Raw genomic sequence first — 1,950 nt, 5'->3', positions numbered from 1 at the left:
GCCAACGCAGCTGTTGTGCACTTAATTGTTGAATCTCGTTCTGGTTACGCGGCCAATTCAATTTCCCATTCTCTAAACGCTTATATAAGAGAAGGAAGCCGTCGCCTTCCCAATAAAGAGCTTTGAACCGATCCTTCTTTCCACCACAGAATAGAAAGAGAGCGTCGTTATAAACATCCACATCATATTCTTCAGTGATCGTCGCAGCTAATCCGTCAATTTGACGGCGCATATCCGTTTTTCCACACACAATAAAAATATTCTCTACTTGAGTAAAGTCAACGAGTTTCATTTAATGACAACTCCGCGAGGAGAACTCTCAAGGTCGAGGGTTTGATTCCCTCATAAACTAGTAGCTCTGCCTGACTATTTTTTAAATGGGCCACTAATTTCTGTGACTGGTGCTTTGTAATGCGTTGACGCTTAGTGTTATCGTCATGCAGGGTCACCGGTATGATAGATTGTTTATTCTTTTCCAAATTGAAAAACCTCCTGTGTACTTATGATATCTTAAGTTTAACAGGAGGTCGCGAGGACTCGAAGGTACCTAGCTATTCATCGCTTACGTTTAAATTAAATAAAAAAGAAGTCAGCGCATTTTGTTTGTTGGCTTCTTCTTTATTTGCTTAAAACTATTTAATTCCAAAAACCCACTCGAATTATCTTATCTATTAAATATCGTGAGATACGTTTTGCAATACAACTCAGGTTAAAAAATAACAGTAGTTAAATAAGTTCAAAATCCCAACCTTAAATTCAATAACGTTTCACTAATCTCGTCCTCATTAATTCCGATATAGCGCTTACTAATTCTTAAAGTTCAATTCAAACAATGAATTACAAGTCCCCACATTCAAATTAAATTCCATATCGAGATATATTCTCTCCAGGTATCAATGAATTCTTTTTATTTAAGCCTTAGAAAGCTTCTTGAACCTTCGTATTTACTCTAGTTACCTAAATCATTTGGCATACCTTCCAGTTCAATTAACCAAAGAGAAACAATGATGTGATTGAACTAAAAAAACAGAATCATTACATTCAGCGAGTGACCTTAATAGAAAAATGAGAAATAGAGAAAAAACAGCTTAAAAAAGAAGAAAATCGGGTAGCTTTCTTCCTACATGACACTATGACCAGCACTATTTGACATAGAACCTCATTTGTAAAAAGCTACAATCACCATTATCCCCCTGAATTATGTATCTGTTCTACAAAATAAAGTATTATTAGCATTGACATTAATCGATTAATGAATATACTAAACATGTCATATGATAATTAATAAAATGTAAATCTTATAATTGCTATAACATTTATGAAGAAGAGGTGAACTTTATTGTTTGAATTTACAAAGAAGCCTATCATTATATTAGCTAGCTTGACATTAATTGCTACCCATATTCCACTAAAAGTAGCTGCTCAATCTGCTACAATACCAGAAAAATCAGCAACTGCTAACTTACAAAATAATGAAATTATAAGACCGCACGATTTTGATGATTTTGATTATCAGTCTTTTCTAGATGAGATGGTACGTGATATAAAGGTGGAAACAGGAGAAGAGATATCTGCTGTATTAGATGAAAATTCAAATGTTGTAATATCATACTACAATGAAAATAATAAAAAATCTAAAATAATAATAGTCGATCCTATAACTAGTGAAACATCTATTGATGGTATTGACTACGGTGAAATTATAGAGACAGAAACTTTTATTGATTATAGTAAAGTAGACAACTTTTCTCTAATGTCCACTTCTGATTGGAGTCCAGTTTATTATCATACTACTAAAAATACTATTAAGAAACTTACTGGAGATTTTGAATTTACCCTTTTTACACTAAATATCCACTATTGCATGTAATTAGAAAACCTGTATTCGTTAATTCCTCATTTTTAGCAATTATGTTTAAAAATAGCCATGCAAATGAAACGCCCATATGC

3 protein-coding genes and 1 pseudogene are annotated in these 1,950 nt (G+C 33.0%); 1 reads left to right on the top strand and 3 read right to left on the bottom strand.

Annotated elements, in window-relative coordinates:
- The 3 genes and pseudogenes from tnpB to ACYQ2O_RS12055 form a co-directional block, all read right to left on the bottom strand.
- Positions 1–292, bottom strand: a 292-nt coding sequence (gene tnpB, locus ACYQ2O_RS12065; protein ID WP_459796687.1) for an IS66 family insertion sequence element accessory protein TnpB, incomplete at its 3' end; no start/stop codon positions are given.
- Positions 279–479, bottom strand: coding sequence for a hypothetical protein (locus ACYQ2O_RS12060; RefSeq protein ID WP_346025151.1), 201 nt, complete (start codon positions 477–479; stop codon positions 279–281). The genes tnpB and ACYQ2O_RS12060, both read right to left, overlap by 14 nt.
- 257 nt (positions 480–736) lie before the next feature.
- A pseudogene (locus ACYQ2O_RS12055) lies at positions 737–814 on the bottom strand (tyrosine-type recombinase/integrase); the annotation flags it as partial.
- Positions 815–1,339: 525 nt separating this feature from the next.
- Between ACYQ2O_RS12055 and ACYQ2O_RS12050 the strand changes: the two are divergent.
- On the top strand, positions 1,340–1,870 hold the full coding sequence (locus tag ACYQ2O_RS12050) for a hypothetical protein (protein WP_346025152.1): 531 nt from the start codon (positions 1,340–1,342) through the stop codon (positions 1,868–1,870).
- The last annotated feature ends 80 nt before the right edge of the window (positions 1,871–1,950 follow it).

Source organism: Alkalibacterium sp. m-11, from assembly GCF_054658155.1.
Note: the sequence above shows the minus strand (reverse complement) of the source record. Positions and strands in the feature narration are given on the sequence as shown.